This is a genomic window from Ruegeria sp. AU67, from assembly GCF_900312795.1.
Taxonomy (GTDB): Bacteria; Pseudomonadota; Alphaproteobacteria; order Rhodobacterales; family Rhodobacteraceae; genus Ruegeria; species Ruegeria atlantica.
This window is the reverse complement of the sequence record NZ_OMPH01000025.1, coordinates 96,603-110,472: the sequence shown is the minus strand read 5'-3', so window position 1 is coordinate 110,472 and position 13,870 is coordinate 96,603. Positions and strand designations below refer to the sequence as shown.

Here is a 13,870-nt window from a genome sequence, read left to right as displayed (position 1 = left end):
TTCAGAAACTTACTTGCCTCCATCTTTGGTACCCAAACGAAACTCCTGAAACCCCAGCGATGAGCCATCTGTGTCGCTAATAAAACTCGAAAGACCATTTTCAGGCTTCGCGTAACCAGACCAGCCAGCATCACAGCAAATTTCAACAAAGAGAAGATCCAAGACATGACCACCACTCGCATTGAAACCGGCCAGCGCATGAGCAGAATCATCAAACACAATGGTGTGGCCTATCTATGCGGCCAAACGTCGGCGCACCTACAGTGGCAGAACAGACGCGAGAAATACTGAGGTGAACTTCGTATGGGACGCATGGGTACCAGAGGGCGACGCTCCAACATGGGACTGTGGAGAGTCCAAGCTTGCACGTGGTGGTCCAAAAGTTGACGTGATTAGACGGCTACCTATGACTGAATCACCACCGAATGCGCTGATGCGATCAGCGATTTTTTCGTCCCGGTGTTGTCTCCACTACGAATGTCTGGTTCCCGCTCGATCGGCGAATACAAATGTTCTGCTTTCGGTTTGCGAGAGCGGCCATTGCATTCAAATCTAGGAGCGGAAGTTTTGTCAGCGTACCGATTGTTGAGCTTTGTCGCAGCGAAGCCTCGGTTTGAAATCAATTTGGATCGGCACGATCAAACGACCGGTCTGGGGAGATCGGCTGCGTTGTCAAAACAACGCTTTTGCTAATGCGACAAGATTGTACACCGCCGCATTAAACAAGAGCGGATGGCGGTTTTGTTGCACAACCATGCCATTCACATACCTCGTCAGACAGGAACGGCAGGCAACGACATTTCACCACCTATCACGATCAGGCCGGCCCTTTGGATCGCAGGTTCATCTCGTCGAACGTGAAGAGATGAACCTGTTGAGATCAATGCCCGGTCAGCACCAGCGTATTCACCGGCATCAGGATCAGACGCAGGCGCAAGCCCGCCGCGTGGACAACACCGATCGTGTCGATCACATGCAAGGCGGCGGCGTGCCAGAATCCCAAATCCTCATGCTCAAGCCGTTCATGGTTATCGGTGTAGACATTGGCCAGGCAATTGCTGCCCGGAGGGATGTCGTCCGCCATACCTTTGTACAGCGGCTCCATATAGACCAAAATCGAGCCGGGCACCTTGTTGGTCTGAACATCGCGCAGCTCATCTGTGGGACGTATCTGACCTGACGGGATGACATCCTGCACCTCAACCACAACCATCGGGATCACGGTGAAGGGCTTGGTCATGCAGCCTAGCTCTCCGATCATGCCCGGCTTGATGACCTGAGCGGCCATCTGGTTGAATGCAGCCTGAAACCGGTTATGTCCCGAGCTTGACGGAACCAGAATGCCCGCAGGCCGCAGCAAAGGACTGACATAGTCGCCCACCTGCAGGCCGAATTGTTCAACCCGGCCCGTCACACCTGCACTTACGACTGTTTTGTCCAACTCGGTCAGAGCCGCATCAAGTTGCGCGTTGGCGCTGGCCAGTTGGGCCGGGATCAGTTCTTCGATCTGCTGCACCACGGCGGCACGGCGGGATCGCGATGCGGTCAGCTGCGCTTCACGCTCGGCAACAAGGTTTTCCAACCGGTCGATTTCGGCCAATCGCACGGCGCTGGAGCCTTCGTCCCGCAGGGTGGTATTACGCTCTAAATCCTCAAGCGATTGATCCAATGCAGCGCGCGCGCCTGCGATGCCTGCGTCGGCCTCGGCCAGATCGGTTTCCGCCACTTTCAGCGAGGCCTGAACCTGCGCGATCTGCGCATGCGCGGCCTCGACCTGTGCGGTTTGGGTGAAATCCTCGATCCGGAAAATCGGCTGACCGGCAGTGACCTGCTGGTTATTAGTGACATAGACCTCGGACACGCGACCGCCGAGCTGGGGTAGGATCGTCACCGTGCGGAAATAAGACGCGGCCGTTTTACTGGCAGGGTGGAAGTAAAACAGCGTGGTGATCACAGTCAGCGCAAGAATGGCGCAGGTGGTCAGGCCCCAGCGCAGTTCATACCACATGGTGAACAATGTGATTTCATGGCCTATGCGTTTGCCCTGTACGTAACGACGAAACAGGTAATCCGGCAACACGGTGACCAGCGCGCACATCAGTGTCTCAAGCATCTCTTACTGCTCCTGCTGCGCGGTAGGTTGCGATGGGGTCGCGGGGGCAGGAACATCGTTGCCTTGATTGCCCAAGGATCGGATCGCGTCAGCAATGGCGCGCAAGGGGGCGGCGACATCCGGGAACTGGAACCCGGCTACAAGAATGGCCGCCACCCAGAACAGACCATTGTGGGTAAACAGAGCCAACAGCGCCAATATCCCCACAAGCTGAAACTGAGGGTGGTTGGATTCATGCGCGATTTTTTCCGGGATGGAGTGCAGCGTAAAGTAGCCAACTCCGATCAGAACGATCACCAAAACGGTAAAAACAAACATGAAGGTCAGCAAAAAGTCGCTGCCATCTGCCTGCGTGACGTATGAGGGGATATGCCCCGTGGCCATTGGATGTAATTCTGCCGGTGTCACGTCTTTCTCCGATTCCGATGATAGCTGCACTAAAAACAGGCCGGTCTCTTTGGTTCAAGTTTACATTGCGGAAATTACGCCTCTTTTCCACTAGTGTTACGCATGCGAAGCTTTGCGCATGAATAAAAGCAGATCTCAAATCCACCCGTTTTGGGGTGATCCTAGGGCGGAGTTTCTAACATGATCGATTTCCTGGTCATCGGTGGCGGCATCGCCGGATTAAGCGCGGGCGCGCGTTTGTCCGAACATGGTCATGTCGTCGTGCTCGAAGGCGAAGACGCGCTGGGATATCACACCTCTGGCCGGTCAGCGGCGTTGTTTGAAAAGGGGTATGGACCACCTTCCGTCAAGACCCTGAATGCAGCGAGCGAAGCTTACCTCAGATCGAACGGCTATCTGTCGCCACGCGGGTTGATGCTGATTGCCGGGCATGATCAACGAGATGAGTTTGTTCAGGATCAGGCTGACCTTCGTCTGTCAGAAATCTCGGTTGACGAGGCCATTTCGCGGGTTCCGATACTGAACCCACAGACTGTTGGGTTTGCTGCCGCCAGCAGCGTTGCATTTGACATTGATACCGACCGGATGATGCAAGATTTCGCACGTGTAATCCGGGCCAACGACGGCTTGGTTCTGACCCGTCAGAAGGTCGAGAGCATCACCAAAGTTGGGCACTGGTTTGTTGAGGCGGCAGAACCTTTCGAGGCTAAGGCTCTTGTAAATGCCGCAGGCGCGTGGGTGGATGAGATCGCCACGATGGCTGGCGTTACACCGATCGGCATAGAACCGCGGCGGCGATCTGTGGCCCGTATTCCCGCCCCTGCCGGTCATGGCGTGACCGGTTGGCCTTTGATGTTGGGCGCTGGCGAAGGCTGGTATGCGAAACCGGATGCCGGAAAGCTGATCGTTTCCCCTTGCGAGGCTGATCCGACCTTTCCCCATGATGCCTATGCGGACGACATGGTGTTAGCCGAAGGACTGGCGAGGTACGAAGCGATGGTGACCGAACCGGTCACAAGGGTCGAGGCGAACTGGGCTGGGCTTCGCAGCTTTGCGCCGGATGGTACGCTGGTCTTAGGCCCCGACCCTGCCGATCCCACGTTTATCTGGTCGGCTGCGCAAGGCGGTTATGGCTTTCAAACGGCACCGGCGGCCTCACAGCTGGTGGCGGATTTGGCAATTGGCGCACGATCCGAACTGGACGCGGCCAGCGTTTCAGCCCTCAGACCGGAAAGACTACGTGGATGACAAAACGCAAACTCCCTGCAAATGCCAGCGTCGCGACGGTATCCGATGGGCAAAAGATGGTCGCTCCGGCGGCCAGCAGCAATGCCGATGCGCTTTGTGATCTGTTGGCGCGGTTTGGCCCATCGTCAGGTCGCGCGTTGGAATTGGCGAGCGGTACGGGGCAACACGTCGCGGTCTTTGCCAATCGACTGACCGGTCTGGATTGGCAACCCAGTGAGGTTGAACCTGAACGACGCGCTTCAATCGACGCATATGCCGAAGGCGTAGAAAACATAGCCCCTGCGATAGAACTCGATGCGGTCCAACCCGGTTGGCATATTGTTCACGGGGCAAATGACCTGATCCTCTTGATCAACTTGCTGCATCTGATCAGTTGGTCGGAGATGGAAACCTTGGTGACCGAGGCCGCGCTGGCGCTGAACCCGGGCGGTCGGCTAATCCTCTATGGGCCATTCATGCGCGCTGGCCGATTGACCAGTACCGGAGACCAGAACTTTCATGCTGCGTTGAGCCAACAAGACCCGGACATCGGATACAAGGATGACGCCGATATTCTGGACCTGCTGCGTCGAGTTCAACTGAGTTTAATCGATGCTGTTGAAATGCCAGCAAACAACCTGGCATTTATCGCTGAAAGACCTGCAGTCTGATCAAGATCAAAGTCAGGCAAATTCCATGAACATATTCACAAGGTAATATGTTTAAAGGAAGCCCACAAATGAACTGGCAAGACAAGCTCTCGGATACGCGCAACAATCTGCGCAACCTCAACGCTGCAATCCCTGATACCGCCCGTGCCTTCGGTGCGCTGGGAAAAACCGTCAAAGAAGGCGGTTCGCTGGACTACAAAACCAAAGAGCTGATCGCTTTGGGTATGTCCATCGCTGCCCGCTGCGAACCTTGCATAACGCTACACACCGAAGCTCTGATCAATGCCGGAGCAAGCCGCGAAGAAGTGTCAGACGTTCTGGCCATGGCCATTCAAATGGGCGGAGGACCGTCGATGATGTATGCGGCCAAGGCGTTGGAATGCTTTGACGAGCTATCAGTATGAAGAAAGGCCCCGGAGATCTCCGGGACCTTTGCTTAGTCAGCCGTCCTTGCGGATGGTTTCGTTTTTCGGATCATAGGGGCTGTCGCAGGTGACAACCGCATCCCACAGTTTGTCCTGAAGCTTGACCTTCAGCTTGGTGCCTTCGACCGCCAGATCGGGCTTCACATAGCCCATGCCGATGGATTTCTCGAAGGCCACCGAATAACCGCCCGAGGTCAGACGACCGACGCGTTCACCTTCCGGCGTATACAGCACTTCACGGCCCCACGGATCGGCATCCTCCGGCCCGTCGATCAGCAGGGTGCAGCATTTCACGCGTACGCCAGTCTCTTCCAGCTTGGCCTTGCCATAGAAGTCTTTGGACAGGTCGACAAAGCGCGGCAGGTCGGCTTCTAGCGGGGTCGCGTCGCGGCCCAGCTCGGTGCCGAAGGCGCGATAGGATTTCTCCTGACGCAGCCAGTTCTGGGCGCGGGCACCGACCAGCTTCATACCGTGTTTCTCACCAGCTTTTTCCAGCAGGTCGAACAGGTAGTTCTGCATCTCAATCGGGTGGTGAAGTTCCCAACCCAGCTCACCGGTATAGGCCACGCGGATCGCGTTGACCGGGCACATGCCCAGTTCGATCTGACGGGCCGACAGCCATGGGAAGCGCTTGTTGGACAGTACGGTTTCCGGATCGGCGTCTTTGATGACCTCTTTCAGAACGTCCCGCGATTTGGGTCCGGCGATGGCAAAAACGCCCCACTGAGTGGTCACGTCCTGGATCTCGATGTAACCGAACTCCTCCATCTTGTCGTCGGCCGCCTTGCGCAGGTAATCGGCGTCGTACTCAGTCCAGGCACCAGCAGAGACGATGTAGTAGTTGTTCTCGCCGTTACGGACGATGGTGTATTCGGTGCGGGTGGTACCGTGCGAGGTCAGCGCGTAGGTCAGGTTGATACGACCGACCTTGGGCAGCTTGTTGCAGGTGAACCAATCCAGGAACTGGGTCGCACCGGGGCCTTTGACGACATGCTTTGTGAAGGCCGATGCGTCGATCAGGCCAACGCCTTCGCGGATCGCCTTTGCTTCGTCAACGGCATGCTGCCACCAGCCACCGCGGCGGAACGAGCGGGCATCATGGTCGAAGTTTTCCGGTGCATCCAGCGGACCAAAGTAGTTCGGGCGCTCCCAGCCGTTAACCCAGCCAAACTGTGCGCCACGCGCTTTCTGACGGTCGTAGGCCGGAACAGTCCGCAGCGGGCGGCATGCAGCACGTTCTTCATCGGGGTGGTGCAGGATGTAGACGTGCTCATAGCACTCTTCATTCTTGCGTGCCGCAAACTCGGTGGTCATCCAGTTCGACGAGTAACGTTTGGGGTCCAGCGAAGCCATGTCGATCTCGGCTTCGCCGTCGACCATCATCTGCGCCAGATAATAGCCGGTGCCGCCTGCGGCGGTGATACCGAACGAGAACCCCTCGGCCAGCCACATGTTGCGCAGACCCGGAGCCGGACCAACCAGCGGGTTGCCGTCGGGCGTGTAGCAGATCGGGCCGTTGAAATCGTCTTTCAAGCCGGATTCGGCACAGGACGGCACGCGCTCGGCCATTGCCATATACTGGTCTGCAATCCGGTCGAGATCGAGCGGGAACAGATCAGCACGGAAGCTGTCCGGTACACCATGTTCGAACTGCGCCGGCGCGCCATGTTCATAGATGCCAAGAATCCATCCGCCGCGTTCCTCGCGTGCATAAGATTCGTTGTCGGCATCACGGACAACTGGGTGTTCGGGGTTGCCCGCTTCACGCCATTTGACCAGCTCAGGGTCTTTGTCCATGACGATAAAGGTATGCTCGACCGGGATCGCGGGCATCTTGATGCCCAGCATCTTGGCCGTGCGCTGCGCGTGGTTGCCCGATGCGGTCACGACATGCTCGGCGGTGATAACCACCTGCTCATCCGACGGGATGAGGTTACCGCCCTTCTCAACCATTTTGGTGCAGGTGACTTCCCAGTGAGTGCCGTTCCAATGGAAGGCATCGGCCTGCATTTTGCGCACGATGTCGACACCGCGCTGACGGGCGCCCTTGGCCATCGCCTGCGTTACATCGGCGGGGTTAATGTAGCCGTCTTCGGTGTGATAGATCGCACCCTTCAGGTCCGAAGTTTCGATCAGCGGCCAGCGTTCCTTGATCTGGTCCGGGGTCAGCCATTCATATGCGACATCACAGGTTTCGGCCGTGGACGCATAGAGCATGTATTCATCCATTCGCTCTTGCGTCTGTGCCATGCGCAGATTGCCAACAACGGCAAAGCCTGCGTTCAAACCGGTTTCTTCCTCAAGCTGCTTGTAGAAGTCGACCGAGTACTTGTGGATGTGTGTCGTCGCATAGGACATGTTGAACAGCGGCAACAGCCCCGCTGCGTGCCATGTGGACCCTGAGGTCAGCTCATCCCGTTCGACTAGCATCACATCGTCCCAGCCTGCCTTGGCCAGGTGATATGCAATCGAAGTGCCGACGGCACCGCCGCCAACAACCAGTGCTTTGACTTGGGTTTTCATTACCGGGCGTCTCCCCTTGAATTCAGTTGACACCATATGGCGCATTTGAATGCCCCGGCGCGACATTCATCCGACCAGTGATATAAAGAAAACGACCCCCAATCTATTGGAGGACGTTTTTCACATCTGTCCTGTATGCGTCAGCCGCCCGTCAACGAACATTTTTTGAAGGCGTCTTTTGTGGCGCATTTACTGACCACTCCCGCGGACCCTTTGTTGATACGAACATCATGTGCCTCTGCGGAGCTTGTACTTTGGAAATACGACCTAACCCCCCCCAAAAAACCAGCAGAGTTGGCGTCTTCTGATTTGGGAGTTACTTCGCCGCCTTGAAAACTCGCAAATAGCCGACCGAAAACGTTGCCACCCGAATTGGCTTCTTCAATTTGCCCCTCAAGCAGATCGCTAAGCTCCTTGCGATATGCGACCTGAACTAAATCATCCGCAGATTCGATCTTATTTGCTGTCAGGTCAAACGTGTCCCCTGCCAGCCCATACTGTGCCGCCATGGTGTTTGCGATCAGAGCCATCCCGTCGACATTTTCGAGCCTCAGTTGCGCCAATTCGCCGCGAAGCTTCATGAATTCCGACCGAACCTCCGCCATTTTCACAGCCAACTCAACTTCGGTCTCGGGATTTACTTGTGAGGCATTGCCAATTCCCGGCACAGGCCTGCTCAGCAAAGCGTTGAAGCGATCATAGTCCAGATTGCTAAAGAACGAATGGACTTCCTCAGCTGGTGCATCGGAATAGGCCTTCAGTTGAATTTCCTGGCCCAAACCAAGTGTCGCCTTGTAAATCTCAAAATTGGCCGATGTTCTCAGATCTGTTATGCTGGCCGTTATAATCGACCAGAACGCCCGATCCCTTACTGTCAGAACATTGTAATCGTTTTGCACGAACTGGAAGTATGCGACACCCCCTATGACACCGAACGGTACATAGTCGCTTCTGCCGAAGTCTATGGCGTCAATGGACTGGGCGATGTTGCCTGCTAGCGTGTTTGACTTGGCATCTTTCTTGAGCAGCATCTGCAGCCATATCGTATGTTCACCGTTTTCATAGACCCAACTGCTGCGGTCCATCTTGGACGCCAGTTGCTCGGTTTTTTGTACGGCCACTTTTTTTGCCAACGGTCGAGCTGCTTCGCTGATATTGTCCTGCAACACGCCTTCACGTGCATCAAGTGTAAAATCTCGATTGACAATAGCCCGACGCACCCATTCGTTGTTTGTTTCAGGCAGATAGGATTTGCCGCCGGCGCGCCAACGCTTCTGTCGCTCGCGCTCTAACTCTTCTGCGTTCTTTTGTTCGCTAAATCTGGCGAACCGTTGCTTGATCACTTCCACATAACCGCTGGCAGTTAATTTACCTTCGGTTTTTTTGTCCTGCTGATAATAGTCAAGACCTGCCATGACCATTGCAACAATCAGTGCAAAGCCAAGAAACCTCAATGCTCCCATCCAAAACCTCGAATCAATTGCTGCTCATTTTCGCAATTGATAGCAGCAGAATTGGGCACCCTTGTGGCTCTGAGGCGGAATTCCCAAGGATGCGCCGTTTCTACGTGTTCGACAGGATCTTTCCGGGGTTCATGATGTTATCGGGGTCCAGTGCCTTTTTGATGGCAGTCATATACGTGACCGCTGGTCCAAGCTCTTTGACCAGGTAGGGCCGTTTGCCCTGTCCGATCCCATGTTCGCCCGTGCACGTGCCTTCCATCGAAATAGCCAGATCATTCAGCCAACCGACGAATTCGTCAGCTTTGCTGACTTCGTCCGCGTTTTCCATGTCGATCAGCAGCAAGGAATGAAAGTTGCCATCCCCGACATGCCCAACCACGGGGGCCATAAGCCCTAGCTCACGCGCTTTGTCCTGAGTCGCTGTGACGCACTCTGCCAAACGCGAGATCGGGACGCAGACATCCGTGGATATTCCCCGCGCGCCCGGACGCAGTTGCAAGGAAGCCCAGTACATATCATGCCGGGCCTGCCAGAGTTTATTGCGTTCCTCAGTCGTTGAGGTCGCCGCAAAATCGGTGCCACCGAACTCTTCCGCGATCTGGTTGAAGGTTTCGGACTGTTCGACCGCACCGTTTTCCGATCCGTGGAACTCGAGCAATAGCAATGGCGATTCCGGCAGGCTCAGCCCAGAATAGGCATTAGCGGCCTTGACCGACATTTCATCCAGCAGCTCGATCCGCGCCACCGGAACACCATATTGGATCGTCATCATGACAGCCTGACAGGCCGCATCCACCGACGGAAATGAACAACGGGCCGAGGCGATCGCCTCGGGGATGCCCTGCAGGCGCAAGGTAAGTTCGGTGATGATGCCCAACGTCCCTTCGGCCCCGATCAGCAACCGAGTCAGGTCATAACCCGCCGAGGATTTCTTGGCCCGGTGCCCGGTTCGGATGATCTGCCCATCCGGCATGACCGCCTCAAGACTAAGGACATTGTCCTTCATCGTGCCATAGCGAACCGCGTTGGTCCCGGACGCCCGCGTCGCCGCCATTCCACCCAACGAGGCATTTGCGCCGGGGTCGATCGGAAAGAACAGGCCCTGATCCCGCAAATGGGTATTCAGGTCTTCGCGCGTCACACCCGGCTGTACGACGCAATCCAGATCACCCGGGTTCACAGCCAGCACATTATTCATCTGGGTCAGGTCAACCGAGATACCACCAGCAGGGGCGTTCACGTGACCCTCCAACGATGTACCCGTACCAAATGCAATCACCGGTACCTTGTGCGTGGCGCAGGTTTTTACGATCTCGGAGACCTCTTCCGTAGAATGGGGAAAAACCACGGCATCCGGTGATTGGTTTTCGATCCAGGTGGTCGTGTGACCATGTTGTTCGCGGATTGCCTGACCGGTTTGCAAACGGTCACCAAACTTTTGTTTCAGGATGCCGACAGCTGCCTCGATCCCCACTTCATTTCGCGGCAAAGCAACTGCCTGCACCATGGTCTTCCCCTTTGAAACGCCGGGCTATTCGCCGAGCGCAATTCCTTCACGACGTGGATCGGCACCGCCGACCAGCACATCTCCGATCTCAATCGCATGCAGGCCCGATGTCAGGTCGCGCGGGTTCACTTCAAAACCCAGCTCGATTAGCGGGTCCGAGAACCCTTCGGCGGCGGTTCCCACTTCGACATCATAAGTGCCAAAACGATTGACGAGATGCGGCAGTGAAAGAGCTTGCTGCACATCCATGTCCCAATCTGCCCAGGCGATGATCGACTTGGCAACATAGCCGATGATACGGCTACCGCCCGGCGATCCGATGGCCAGAACAGGCGCGCCGTCCTGCATCACAACTGTCGGGCTCATCGACGAACGTGGGCGTTTGCCCGGCTCCAACCGGTTGGCAATTGGAACACCGTCACTGTGCGTTTTGAACGAGAAGTCCGTCAATTCGTTGTTTAGCAAAAACCCGTTTGTCATCAGCCGTGAACCGAATCCGTTCTCAATCGTCGTCGTCATCGACAGAACGTTTCCGTACTGATCAACGATCGAGATATGCGAGGTTGAGGGTAACTCGATCGAAATATCGTCGGCCCAATTCGACGCATGATCGAACTCGGGGTTACCCGGTGCGACCTCTGTCAGGGCGGCTTCGCCGCTTAGCAGTGCACCGCGATCCGACAAATAGGCAGGATCCACAAGCCCCTGCGTTGGCATGGGAACAAAATCATGATCGGCCATGTAGCGACCGCGATCTGCGAAAGCCAGACGCGAAGCATCACCGATCAGGCGCCATGCATTGGTGTCTTCGGGGCCCATTGCAGCCAGATCATAGCCGTCCAGCATGCCCAGAATCTGACCAACGGTCAGCGCGCCTGACGATGGCGGGCCCATGCCGCAGACCTCATAGGCGCGATAGGTTGCGCACACTGGTTCACGCTCGATCACCTGATACAGCGCCAGATCAATTCCCGACAGAACGCCCGGGTTGCCTTCGGCGTTGCGTACGGTGCTGACGATGCCAGCGGCAACTTCACCACCATAAAAGCCAGCCGAGCCTTCGTTGGCCAAAATACGCAGAGTTTCGGCATAGGCCGGGTTGGTCAGGCGTTGCCCCTGCTCAAGCGGCTTACTGTCGGGCAGGAAATATTCTGCGGTTGCAGGAAAGCGCGACAGGCGTTCGGCATCCTTTTCGACCAGGCCAGCAAGGCGCGGGGATACCAGAAAACCGTCGTCCGCCAACGCGATGCCATCGGCAAACAGGCTTGGCCAGGGACTGCGGCCCCAGCGCCGGTGTGCCTCTTCCAGTAAGGCCGGTGTCCCGGGTGTGCCCACCGACAATCCGCCGACAACTGCATCAAAGAACTTCAGCGGTTCGCCGTTTTCGTCATGGAACAGCCTGTGGTTCGCCTCAAGCGGGGCCGTTTCACGCCCATCCAATGTCGTCAGCTTGCCCGATGCAGCGTCATACCAAACCAAAAATGCACCGCCACCAAGGCCCGACGATTGCGGTTCGACCAACCCCAGCACAACCTGAACGGCGACCATTGCATCAGCCGCCGACCCGCCGGCGCGCAAAACCTTTGCGCCTGCTTCAACCGCCAATGGATTCGCAGCAGCGACCATCCAGTTTTCAGATGTGACCGGCTGCCCTGCCATCTTGGCCTCAAGCGCAGCGATCACCTCTTCGGTCAGGCCTTGCACCTGCCCCTCGGACGCGCCTTCGGGCGCAACGGCATCCGCCGTCTCCTGAGCAGTCAATGGTCCTGCCAGCACCACCGCCGACAGCAACACTCCCGAAATCAGACTTCGTTTCATCGTATCCTCCTGAAAATATGCGTGTGTAAATTGGCACCGCCCGCATCAAAACGCGGGAAACACCTGATCAAAGCATTGCGGGGACCACTTGATCCGGCGGGCGGTGACCGTCTTCGAAAGTCTTGATATTTATAATAACTTTCTCGCCCATTTCGATCCGCCCCTCTAACGTGGCCGACCCCATGTGGGGCAGCAGAACAACGTTTGGTAACTGTCGCAACCTTGGGTTCACATCCGTCCCATGCTCATAGACATCCAGGCCCGCGCCGGCGATTTCGCCCGAGCGTATCCGACGTGTCAGAGCGTTTTCGTCGATCACCTCACCCCTTGAGGTATTCACGATAACGGCTGTCGGCTTCATCAATTTCAGCCGCCGTGCATTCATCAAATGGAAGGTAGACGGTGTCGACGGGCAATGGACCGAAATCACATCCATTCGCGCCACCATCTGATCGAGGCTTTCCCAATAGGTCGCTTCCATCTCTTGTTCGATCTCGGGGCGAAGCCTGCGACGGTTGTGGTAATGTACTTGCATTCCAAATGCGCTGGCACGGCGGGCCACGGCCTGGCCGATACGCCCCATGCCAAGAACGCCCAAACGCCGCCCGCCGATACGTCCGCCCAACAAGGCATTCGGCGCCCACCCGGTCCAATCGCCCTTTTGCATGACAGACAGACCCTCGGGAATTCGGCGGGTCACAGCGAGAATCAACGCCATGGTCATATCAGCGGTATCGTCGGTCAGAACCCCCGGGGTGTTCGACACCAGAATGCCCCTCTGACGCGCGGTCGAGACATCGATATTGTCGACCCCTGCCCCGTAATTCGCGATCAAGCGCAGGTTTTCACCCGCTTGCCCCAAAAGGCCACCGTCGATCGTATCGGTCACGGTTGGCACCAGAACATCGGCGGTTTTCACGGCCTTCACCAGTTCTTCACGGGTCATCGGGCTGTCATCGTCGCGCAACTGCACATCGAACAATTCGCTTAACCGGGTTTCAACCGCCTCGGGCAACCGTCGCGTAACGACAACACTCAGACGTTCTCTTGACACCTCTGCACTCCCACTGCTTTGCAAACCTTCGCGCGCCATGTCATCGTGGCGCAGGATAAGGCGGGGCACAAGAACCCCATAGGCATTGAGTCGACCTTTTTTCGAAGCAAGATCAACAGGCACAAGAGCAGACAGTAAGTGAGTGGTTTTCTACCCGTAAAACGCCTTGTTTCGGCGGCATTCGCTGTTTTCCTAACCGTGCTTGGCACCCTGCCCGCCAGCGCGCAGGACAAGCGTGGCCAAGTTACCAACCTGCCCCTTCCACGGTTTGTCTCGATGAAAGCCGCCGAGGGCAATGTGCGCCGAGGCCCATCACTGACTCACCGAATCGATTGGGTTTTCAAACGGCGCGGCATGCCACTGCAGATAACGGCAGAATACGGAAACTGGCGCAGGGTTCAGGACCGCGACGGCGCCGGGGGATGGGTGCACTATGCGCTGTTGTCCGGTGTTCGAACGGTGTTAGTCGATGCGGAACTACTGCCCGTTTACACCAGTCCGGCCCCAAAGGCCCCGGTCAGCGCCCAATTTGAAACCGGTGTAGTGGCGCGCCTTGGCAGCTGTTCGCTGGACTGGTGCCAGATTTCTGCGGGCGGGTATCGCGGCTGGGCACAGAAAACGAACCTTTGGGGCGTCGACCCAGCCGAAATCCGAGAATAAC

12 protein-coding genes and 1 pseudogene are annotated in these 13,870 nt (G+C 56.6%); 5 read left to right on the top strand and 8 right to left on the bottom strand.

From position 1 onward, the window contains the following. Positions 1–9: 9 nt before the first annotated feature. A complete protein-coding gene (locus tag DK510_RS22820) occupies positions 10–219 on the bottom strand; it encodes a hypothetical protein (protein WP_160116517.1) in 210 nt (69 codons plus the stop codon). Between DK510_RS22820 and DK510_RS23335 the strand changes: the two are divergent. Beyond that, a pseudogene (locus DK510_RS23335) lies at positions 166–394 on the top strand (RidA family protein); the annotation flags it as partial. The gene DK510_RS22820 and the pseudogene DK510_RS23335 sit on opposite strands and share 54 nt — an antisense overlap. A gap of 486 nt (positions 395–880) precedes the next feature. Here the strand turns inward: DK510_RS23335 and DK510_RS12790 are convergent. Next, positions 881–2,113 (bottom strand): HlyD family secretion protein, encoded by a 1,233-nt coding sequence (locus tag DK510_RS12790; protein WP_109312419.1) that lies wholly within the window; start codon positions 2,111–2,113, stop codon positions 881–883. A gap of 3 nt (positions 2,114–2,116) precedes the next feature. Next, entirely contained in the window at positions 2,117–2,521 is a 405-nt protein-coding gene (locus DK510_RS12785) for a hypothetical protein (RefSeq protein ID WP_370246295.1), read from the bottom strand. Between the two features lie 180 nt (positions 2,522–2,701). On the opposite strand from DK510_RS12785, the gene DK510_RS12780 reads away from it, so the two are divergent. From DK510_RS12780 to DK510_RS12770, 3 genes are all read left to right on the top strand, one after another. Then, positions 2,702–3,769: an FAD-binding oxidoreductase gene (locus DK510_RS12780; RefSeq protein WP_109312418.1), complete on the top strand. Its 1,068-nt coding sequence runs from the start codon at positions 2,702–2,704 to the stop codon at positions 3,767–3,769. Continuing rightward, positions 3,766–4,419 (top strand): DUF938 domain-containing protein, encoded by a 654-nt coding sequence (locus tag DK510_RS12775; protein WP_109312417.1) that lies wholly within the window; start codon positions 3,766–3,768, stop codon positions 4,417–4,419. Before DK510_RS12780 ends, DK510_RS12775 begins: the two co-directional genes overlap by 4 nt. A 68-nt stretch (positions 4,420–4,487) precedes the next feature. Continuing rightward, positions 4,488–4,823 (top strand): carboxymuconolactone decarboxylase family protein, encoded by a 336-nt coding sequence (locus tag DK510_RS12770; RefSeq protein ID WP_058275472.1) that lies wholly within the window; start codon positions 4,488–4,490, stop codon positions 4,821–4,823. A 36-nt stretch (positions 4,824–4,859) separates the two neighbouring features. Here the strand turns inward: DK510_RS12770 and DK510_RS12765 are convergent, their stop codons facing one another. The 5 genes from DK510_RS12765 to DK510_RS12745 form a co-directional block, all read right to left on the bottom strand. Beyond that, positions 4,860–7,367, bottom strand: coding sequence for an FAD-dependent oxidoreductase (locus DK510_RS12765; RefSeq protein WP_109312416.1), 2,508 nt, complete (start codon positions 7,365–7,367; stop codon positions 4,860–4,862). Between the two features lie 140 nt (positions 7,368–7,507). Then, positions 7,508–8,830: a hypothetical protein gene (locus tag DK510_RS12760; protein WP_109312415.1), complete on the bottom strand. Its 1,323-nt coding sequence runs from the start codon at positions 8,828–8,830 to the stop codon at positions 7,508–7,510. A 100-nt stretch (positions 8,831–8,930) separates the two neighbouring features. Beyond that, entirely contained in the window at positions 8,931–10,337 is a 1,407-nt protein-coding gene (locus DK510_RS12755; RefSeq protein ID WP_109312414.1) for an FAD-binding oxidoreductase, read from the bottom strand. Between the two features lie 24 nt (positions 10,338–10,361). Continuing rightward, entirely contained in the window at positions 10,362–12,155 is a 1,794-nt protein-coding gene (gene ggt / locus DK510_RS12750) for a gamma-glutamyltransferase (RefSeq protein ID WP_109312413.1), read from the bottom strand. Between the two features lie 67 nt (positions 12,156–12,222). Beyond that, complete coding sequence (locus DK510_RS12745; protein ID WP_058275717.1) at positions 12,223–13,209, bottom strand: D-glycerate dehydrogenase; 987 nt, start codon at positions 13,207–13,209, stop codon at positions 12,223–12,225. A gap of 198 nt (positions 13,210–13,407) precedes the next feature. On the opposite strand from DK510_RS12745, the gene DK510_RS12740 reads away from it, so the two are divergent. After that, complete coding sequence (locus DK510_RS12740; RefSeq protein ID WP_234999075.1) at positions 13,408–13,869, top strand: SH3 domain-containing protein; 462 nt, start codon at positions 13,408–13,410, stop codon at positions 13,867–13,869. Position 13,870: the final 1 nt, after the last annotated feature.

Excerpts from the sequence above, each read along its gene's own strand:
- DK510_RS12765 (WP_109312416.1), bottom strand. The coding sequence starts at position 7,367 with ATGAAAACCCAAGTCAAAGCACTGGTTGTTGGCGGCGGTGCCGTCGGC.
- DK510_RS12780 (WP_109312418.1), top strand. The coding sequence starts at position 2,702 with ATGATCGATTTCCTGGTCATCGGTGGCGGCATCGCCGGATTAAGCGCG.
- DK510_RS12790 (WP_109312419.1), bottom strand. The coding sequence starts at position 2,113 with ATGCTTGAGACACTGATGTGCGCGCTGGTCACCGTGTTGCCGGATTAC.
- DK510_RS12770 (WP_058275472.1), top strand. The coding sequence starts at position 4,488 with ATGAACTGGCAAGACAAGCTCTCGGATACGCGCAACAATCTGCGCAAC.
- ggt (WP_109312413.1), bottom strand. The coding sequence starts at position 12,155 with ATGAAACGAAGTCTGATTTCGGGAGTGTTGCTGTCGGCGGTGGTGCTG.
- DK510_RS12760 (WP_109312415.1), bottom strand. The coding sequence starts at position 8,830 with ATGGGAGCATTGAGGTTTCTTGGCTTTGCACTGATTGTTGCAATGGTC.
- DK510_RS12775 (WP_109312417.1), top strand. The coding sequence starts at position 3,766 with ATGACAAAACGCAAACTCCCTGCAAATGCCAGCGTCGCGACGGTATCC.
- DK510_RS12755 (WP_109312414.1), bottom strand. The coding sequence starts at position 10,337 with ATGGTGCAGGCAGTTGCTTTGCCGCGAAATGAAGTGGGGATCGAGGCA.